7 protein-coding genes and 2 pseudogenes are annotated in these 6,087 nt (G+C 64.2%); 5 read left to right on the top strand and 4 right to left on the bottom strand.

Going from position 1 to position 6,087, the window contains the following annotated elements; translation table 11 throughout:
* Positions 1 to 417: pseudogene (locus G0A00_RS25830) on the top strand (hypothetical protein); the annotation flags it as partial.
* A 344-nt stretch (positions 418 to 761) separates the two neighbouring features.
* Here G0A00_RS25830 and G0A00_RS25825 read toward each other — a convergent pair.
* On the bottom strand, positions 762 to 989 hold the full coding sequence (locus tag G0A00_RS25825) for a hypothetical protein (protein ID WP_164185536.1): 228 nt from the start codon (positions 987 to 989) through the stop codon (positions 762 to 764).
* Between G0A00_RS25825 and G0A00_RS26940 the strand changes: the two are divergent.
* Positions 901 to 1,418 (top strand): annotated as a pseudogene (locus G0A00_RS26940) (hypothetical protein). The gene G0A00_RS25825 and the pseudogene G0A00_RS26940 sit on opposite strands and share 89 nt — an antisense overlap.
* A 19-nt stretch (positions 1,419 to 1,437) precedes the next feature.
* Here G0A00_RS26940 and G0A00_RS25820 read toward each other — a convergent pair.
* Complete coding sequence (locus tag G0A00_RS25820) at positions 1,438 to 3,738, bottom strand: heavy metal translocating P-type ATPase (RefSeq protein ID WP_235953390.1); 2,301 nt, start codon at positions 3,736 to 3,738, stop codon at positions 1,438 to 1,440.
* A 138-nt stretch (positions 3,739 to 3,876) separates the two neighbouring features.
* Between G0A00_RS25820 and G0A00_RS25815 the strand changes: the two genes are divergently transcribed.
* The 3 genes from G0A00_RS25815 to G0A00_RS25805 all read left to right on the top strand — a co-directional run bounded on the left by G0A00_RS25815 (position 3,877) and on the right by G0A00_RS25805 (position 5,479).
* Complete coding sequence (locus G0A00_RS25815; RefSeq protein ID WP_164185537.1) at positions 3,877 to 4,305, top strand: helix-turn-helix domain-containing protein; 429 nt, start codon at positions 3,877 to 3,879, stop codon at positions 4,303 to 4,305.
* Positions 4,305 to 4,628 (top strand): YnfA family protein, encoded by a 324-nt coding sequence (locus tag G0A00_RS25810; RefSeq protein WP_164185538.1) that lies wholly within the window; start codon positions 4,305 to 4,307, stop codon positions 4,626 to 4,628. Before G0A00_RS25815 ends, G0A00_RS25810 begins: the two co-directional genes overlap by 1 nt.
* 227 nt (positions 4,629 to 4,855) lie before the next feature.
* On the top strand, positions 4,856 to 5,479 hold the full coding sequence (locus G0A00_RS25805) for a trans-aconitate 2-methyltransferase (RefSeq protein ID WP_164185539.1): 624 nt from the start codon (positions 4,856 to 4,858) through the stop codon (positions 5,477 to 5,479).
* 209 nt (positions 5,480 to 5,688) lie between these two features.
* Here G0A00_RS25805 and G0A00_RS25800 read toward each other — a convergent pair whose 3' ends face one another.
* Both G0A00_RS25800 and G0A00_RS25795 read right to left on the bottom strand, forming a co-directional pair.
* Entirely contained in the window at positions 5,689 to 5,976 is a 288-nt protein-coding gene (locus G0A00_RS25800; protein WP_164185540.1) for a copper-binding protein, read from the bottom strand.
* An 18-nt stretch (positions 5,977 to 5,994) separates the two neighbouring features.
* A partial coding sequence (locus tag G0A00_RS25795) for a plastocyanin/azurin family copper-binding protein (RefSeq protein ID WP_235953391.1) occupies positions 5,995 to 6,087 on the bottom strand: 93 nt, incomplete at its 5' end.

Below are 6,087 nucleotides of genomic sequence, written 5' to 3'. Positions count from 1 at the left end.
GAGCGCCGGTTCACCGGCTCGGTCAGTTCCGGCGCCGATGACGACATCCGCCGCGCCACGCGGCTCGCCCGCTCGATGGTCACACGCTGGGGCATGACCGAGGCTCTGGGGCCGGTCGATCTGCGCACCTCCGAGGACAACCCCTTCCTTGGGCAGTCCTTCGCCCAGCCCCGCGAGCACTCCGACGCCATCGCCGCGCGGGCCGATGCGGCGGTGATCCTCCTGCTGAAGGAGGCTGAGAAGGCCGCTGCCGGCCTCATCGAAGAGCATGAGACGGAAATCTTCCGCCTTGTCCATCGGCTGGAGCAAGACGAGACTCTGGACAGCGAGCAGATTACAAAGCTTCTCGCCGGGGGAGGAAACGTGCGACGTATCGAACGCCCGAGCAATGGACGCAGCGGCAGCGAGCTCGGCTGACGCTGGCGATGACGGTCAAATGCCTCCTGCAAGTAGCGGAGGGATTGAAACTTAGCGCAGCCAAGTTTGGATCATTGCGGGACCTTCGTCGTCCTCCGGCCTCGCATCTTTTGAGAAATCACATCCTGCCAAGGCGCCCCGAGCGCATTCCTGTCCCTTTTCGGGACCCTCCCGCGCTGGAATGTCGTTGGTACCTCGGGGAAAGCGGCTGGTGGAAAGCTGCGCCAGGGAATGTGAGGAGCTCCCAAATCCAGGTTGGGAAAGTCCTTACGGTCGGCAAGGAGCCCACGTCGCCAAGCATAGATCCTGATAGCCGGCTCTCCACTTTCTCTGCCGCCTGAAGATTAATCCTCGCGTTCGCCCCAGCCCAGCTTCCGCTCGAGCAATCGCAGCAAAGTCAGGACCAAGAGGACGATCGCCGTGGTCATAGCCGCCAAGGGCATTTGCCCGGCACCACATCCAAGGCCTATCAGGCCCCCCAAGATGTTCGCAGCCAGAAGCCGTGCCAGTGCCGCAGGTGCCGGCACCACTGAGAAGGTATTTTGGAACTCGTCGAGGACCTCGGTCAGCATGTATCACTTGATTACGTCGGACAACGTCTGGGAACATTATGGCCTGACCACCAAGGACGCCGCTCAAGCTGGCATGAATCCGCAAATGTTCAACTCCTCCCTCGACGGGTCCAAGAGTGCGATCGAGATGGTCGCAATCGGGAACGCATGTGGACTGGACGTCCCGACGAAGGGGCTCGCCTTTCCGCCCTGCGGTGTGGACGATTGGCACATGTGTTGCGTCCGAAGGAGTATGGAGGACTTCTGGAAGCGCGGGGTATGGTCGAGACGGTCTCCTCCCTCGAACGCGACGGACGTCCGGCCTTTCGAGACCTTCGATGGGGTGTCTACGTTGTTCCCGAAGCACCGAACGATTACGCTGCCGCCTGTTTTCGGCAATATGGGCTGCCCACACTGTCGCGGCAAAGCTTGCAGCGAAGGCTATCATGACGCGGCGAGTAAGGGATCATCATTGTCTCCTTTCAGCTCGTAGCGGCTTCGGGATTGAGGCGATATTCCTCGGCGGTCGGATTGCACGCCCCGTAGGATCAGACGTGCCGGAAGGCCGGAAGAACAGCAGTCGGAAGGCGTTCATCGTGACCAGCACGGTGGCGCCGGTATCGGCGAGGACCGCGATCCAGAGGCCGGTAATCCCGAGCACGGTGGTCACGAGGAAGACTGCCTTGAGCCCGAGCGCAATCGCGATGTTCTGGCGGATGTTCGACATGGTGGCACGGGCGAGGCGGACCTTGCTCGCCACATCGGTGACGCGGTTGCGCAGGATCGCCGCGTCGGCCGTCTCCAGCGCGACGTCGGTGCCCGAGCCCATGGCGACGCCGACATGCGCGGCCGCGAGCGCTGGCGCGTCGTTGATCCCGTCGCCGACCATCATCACCCGGGCGTCCGTCGTCATGTCTTGGATTGCCGTCACCTTGTCTTCCGGCATGAGCTCTGCGCGATGCTCGATCCCGAGCCCTTCGGCGATGGCCCGAGCCGTGCGCGGATTGTCCCCCGTCAGCATGACCGAAGAAATGCCGAGCCCGCGCAGTTGCGCGATAGCGTTCGCCGCATCGTCCCGCGGCTCGTCCCTGAGCGCGATGAGGCCCTGAGGCACGTCATTGCAGAGCACGATGACCACCGTCTTGCCCTCGGCTTCCAGTGCCGCCACGCGGGTCCGCAGGTCGTCTGTGAGGGCGCCGCGCTCGTTTGCCAGCCGTGGGGAGCCCACGCTGACGGTCAAGCCGTCGATGGAGGCTTCCGCCCCCTTGCCGGGAAGCGCGCGGCCGCCGGTGGCCGTCGCCGCGCCCACGCCGCGCCGCTCGGCCTCAGCGTAGATGGCCTGTCCGAGCGGGTGGCTCGCGCCGCTCTCGACCCCGGCGGCAAGCGCCATGAGGTCGTCGTCACTTCCAATCAACGCAGAGACATCTGTCACGCGGGGCCTGCCATGTGTGAGCGTCCCGGTCTTGTCGAAGGCGACATGGGTCGTGCGGGCCGCCGCCTCGATCACCGCGCCGCCCTTCATCAGCAGACCGTTGCGCGCTCCCGTGGACAGGGCCGAGGTGATCGAGGCCGGCACCGAGATCACCAGCGCACAGGGGCAGCCGATCAGCAGCAGCGCAAGCGCCCGGTAGACCCATTCGCCCCAAGCCAGCCCGAAGGCCAGCGGCGGAAAGATAGCGACGAGAACAGCGACCCCGACCACAGCGGGCATGTAGACCCGGCTGAACCGGTCGATGAAGCGCTCGGTCGGCGCGCGGGCGCTCTCGGCCTCTTCCACGAGGCGGACAATGCGGGCGATGGTGTTGTCCTCGGCCGACCTCAACACCCGCACGCGCAGCAGAGCTTCGGTGTTGATCGACCCGGCGAAGACCTCCGCGCCCGGCTCCTTGAGGCTCGGGACGCTCTCGCCGGTTACCGGGCTTTCGTCGACACTCGACGTGCCATCGATCACCTCGCCGTCGCAGGGAACGCGGTCGCCGGGGCGAACCTGCACGACCTGGCCCAACTGGAGCCTCTCGACCGCGATCTCCCGGGTCTTGCCGCCCACTTCGAGCCGTGCCGTCTTCGGCACGAGCTTCGAGAGTGCGCGAATGCTGTCGCGCGCCTTGCCCGCAGAGACGCCTTCCAGGAGCTCACCCACAGCGAAGAGGAAGACGACGAGCGCCGCCTCTTCCGGTTCGCCGATCGCCAGCGCGCCGACCGCGGCGATGGACATCAGCATCTCGATCGTGAAGGGCATGCCGGACCGCGTCATGGCGAAGGCGCGTTGCGCCACGGGCACGATCCCGACCAGTGTCGCCAGAACGAACGCCCAATGCGCGATCTCAGCCGGCAGGACGAGCCGTGACACCCAGGCTGCCGCGAGCAGTGCGCCGGTTCCGAGCACGAGGCGACCCTTGGAGGTCTTCAACCAGGAGGTCGGCGCACCATCGGCGGGCCCAGTGATCTCCTCCAGCTCGCTGTCGATTTCCACGGCCTCCACCGCATCCGGAAAGGCTCCATCCGGCAGGACAAAGCCGCCCTTGGGCCTCTCTGGCCGTGCGCCCTTGGGCGCGATTCCGAAGCCGACGCCACGCACAGCCACCTCGATCCGTTCGGGCGAGGTCTGCGTCTCATCTAGCGTTAGTCGCAGGCGCTCGGCCATCAGCGCCACATCGACATCCTCGACGCCAGGCAGGCGCTCGACCGCGCCGCGCACCTTGGCGGCGCATGCCCCACAATCCATGCCCGTCACACGCCACTCGCGTTGTCCCGCGCTCCCGTCTGCCATGACGTTTCTCCGTCGTGATTCTCCGATCGGAACTCGATATACGACCTACAGCCACTATAGGTTCAAGCCGGCGAAGAGGTTTTCCGCAGCTTGGACGACGGGGGACAAGACGCCCCAGCGACGAAAGGAGACGCGCTCATGTTGTCCATTGGGACTCTGGCAAAGCGGACCGGCACCAAGGTGCAGACGATCCGCTATTACGAACAGATTGGCTTGATGCCCAAACCCGGGCGGAGCGCGGGTGGCCAGCGACGCTACGGGGCGCTGGAACTCGATCGCCTCGCGTTCATCCGGCACTCTCGACAACTCGGCTTTTCGCTCGAGTCCATACGAGAACTTCTGGACCTCTCTGATAGCCCAGAAAGGTCATGCGCGCAGGTCGATGCAGTCGCTCAGAAACAACTAGGCGAAGTCGAGGCGCGCATCGCCCGTCTTGAAGCGCTCCGCGTCGAACTGAAACGGATGCTCAGCGAGTGCAGGACTGACCGGGTCGCCAACTGCCGTATCCTTGAGGTTCTACGCGACCACGATGCATGTCTATCCGATCACGACAGGCCCGTTTCCTAGTGCCGGCCACGTTGATCTATCCGCTCGCTGCCTTGGTCGAGATCGCCGGATGCTTTGCCATCTGGGCGTGGTGGCGCGGAGCTTCGATCCTCTGGTTGCTGCCGGGGATTGTGAGCCTCGCGCTATTCGGCTGGCTTCTGGCGCAGGTCGAGGCCGGTTTCGCCGGTCGGGCCTACGCCGCCTACGGCGGCGTCTACATCGCCGCGTCACTTTTCTGGATGTGGGGCGCTGAAGGCCAGCGGCCAGACATCTGGGATGCCGCCGGTGCCTGCCTGTGCTTGATCGGCGCAGCAGTGATCCTTTTCGGGCCACGCGGAGCGTGACGAAGGGCTCGGAGAAGCCGATCGCTCCGGTCAGCACCGACGCCCGTTCTAGAAACCTGGCCGTTCGCCAAGCCGGCGCTGAACTCGCCAACTGCGGACCTTGCTGCCGTTCGCTGCGGGCGCATCATCTCGTTTGGATCGTTGAAGATACCATGTTCGGCACCTGAACTGGACAGGTGCGTCGGGCGCGCCCGCTGATATAATCTCGGAGAAAACCGGGGGACGGAATGAACGATCATTGGGAACGCGTCTACGCGACGAAGGATGAATCCGAGGTCAGCTGGTATCAGGACGCCCCAACCATCTCTCTCGAGATGATCGAGAGGGCTGGCGTCAACCGCAAGGCGGCGGTCGTCGATATCGGTGGCGGCGCCTCGAACCTGGTGGATGCTCTGCTCGACCGCGGCTTCACCGACCTGACCGTCCTCGATCTCTCCGAGAAGGCGTTGGAGGTCTCACGGAAGCGGCTCGGCGCCGCCGCCGAACAAGTCCAGTGGATCGCTGCCGACATCACCGGATGGCAACCCGAACGACACTATACCCTCTGGCACGACCGGGCCACGTTTCACTTTCTGACCGATCCGCGGGATCGCGCAGCCTATCTTGCCGCCATGAAGGCTGCAGTCCCGACCGGAGGATGGGCGATGCTGGCGACATTCGCTCTCGACGGCCCCGAGAAATGCAGCGGTCTGCCAGTGGTCCGATACAGCCCGGATACGCTGGTGGAATGTCTGGGACACGAATTCAGTCTGGTGAACCAGCGACATCACATTCACCGGACGCCGGGCGGTGCGACCCAATCCTTCCAATTCAGCTTGTTCCGGCGCGGTTCGGTAAAGCCAGCTCAGTAGCACGATCACGCACCCGTGACGCCACGAGGCGTTAAACCTCTACTCTCAAGGTCGTAGAGGGGCTCGGCGCAGCCTTGCGGCGATGCGGCATCAGACCACCTGTGTGCGTGATCTTCTGCAGTTCGCCGCGCTGCGGCGAACCTTCGTGACGAACCGGTCCCTTTGGGCGGAGCATCCCGCGCCGACCGGAGCCAGCGCGGGAGCTATCATCACTGCTGTTCCATCTCGGTGACGGTCAGCTTGCCGTTGACCCGGTCAGCGGTGAACCGGACTTCAGTGCCTTCTGCCAATCCTTCCAACATCGCGGCATCCGCAACGACGAAGACCATCTTCATCGCGGGCATGTCGAGGTTTTCCAGGGGACCGTGATCGATGGTCACCTTGTTCCACTTGGTGTCGACCTTGGTCACCGTGCCGGTGCTCATGCCATCTTCGCTCTGGGCGAACGCTGTGGTCGCCGAAAGGACGAGTGCAGCCGCAATCGAAAGAAGTTTCATGGGATGTCTCCGCTTGGATCAGTTGACTGTGAGGGGGCCATGCATGCCGGCCTCATAGTGGCCGGGCAGAAGGCATGCGAATTCGAAGGTGCCGGGTTCGCCGAAGGTCCA

Source organism: Salipiger sp. PrR002, from assembly GCF_010500775.1.
Taxonomy (GTDB): domain Bacteria; phylum Pseudomonadota; class Alphaproteobacteria; order Rhodobacterales; family Rhodobacteraceae; genus Salipiger.
Note: the sequence above shows the minus strand (reverse complement) of the source record. Positions and strands in the feature narration are given on the sequence as shown.

Bases quoted from the DNA above. Each gene is read 5' to 3' on its own strand.
- G0A00_RS25825 (WP_164185536.1), bottom strand. From the start codon at position 989: ATGCTGACCGAGGTCCTCGACGAGTTCCAAAATACCTTCTCAGTGGTG.
- G0A00_RS25820 (WP_235953390.1), bottom strand. From the start codon at position 3,738: ATGGCAGACGGGAGCGCGGGACAACGCGAGTGGCGTGTGACGGGCATG.
- G0A00_RS25815 (WP_164185537.1), top strand. From the start codon at position 3,877: ATGTTGTCCATTGGGACTCTGGCAAAGCGGACCGGCACCAAGGTGCAG.
- G0A00_RS25805 (WP_164185539.1), top strand. From the start codon at position 4,856: ATGAACGATCATTGGGAACGCGTCTACGCGACGAAGGATGAATCCGAG.
- G0A00_RS25800 (WP_164185540.1), bottom strand. From the start codon at position 5,976: ATGAAACTTCTTTCGATTGCGGCTGCACTCGTCCTTTCGGCGACCACA.